Raw genomic sequence first — 254 nt, forward strand, 5'->3', positions numbered from 1 at the left:
ATATTATGGCAAATGGAACAGTAAAATGGTTTAACGCTACTAAAGGATTTGGTTTTATTACCTCTGAAGATGGTCAAGATTTGTTCGCTCACTTCTCAGCAATCCAATCTGATGGATTCAAATCACTTGACGAAGGTCAAAAAGTTGAATTTGATGTTGAAGAAGGTCAACGTGGACCTCAAGCAGTTAATATCACAAAAGCATAATTATATCTGAAAATCGTGCAAAAACTGGAGTCATTACTTCAGTTTTTT

Annotated in this window: 1 protein-coding gene; it reads left to right on the plus strand. The window is 34.6% G+C overall.

Annotation, left to right across the window (positions count from 1 at the left end; translation table 11 throughout):
- Window positions 1-5: 5 nt before the first annotated feature.
- Window positions 6-206 carry a cold-shock protein gene (locus HFD15_RS14120; protein WP_011835124.1) on the plus strand — a complete coding sequence of 67 codons (201 nt, stop codon included), beginning with the start codon at window positions 6-8 and terminating at the stop codon, window positions 204-206.
- The last annotated feature ends 48 nt before the right edge of the window (window positions 207-254 follow it).

Origin of the sequence: Lactococcus sp. EKM203L (assembly GCF_011800585.1) — a bacterium.
GTDB lineage: Bacteria > Bacillota > Bacilli > Lactobacillales > Streptococcaceae > Lactococcus > Lactococcus lactis.

What these genes read in the sequence shown, in the direction of transcription:
- HFD15_RS14120 (WP_011835124.1), top strand. Translation starts at nt 6, where the DNA reads ATGGCAAATGGAACAGTAAAATGGTTTAACGCTACTAAAGGATTTGGT.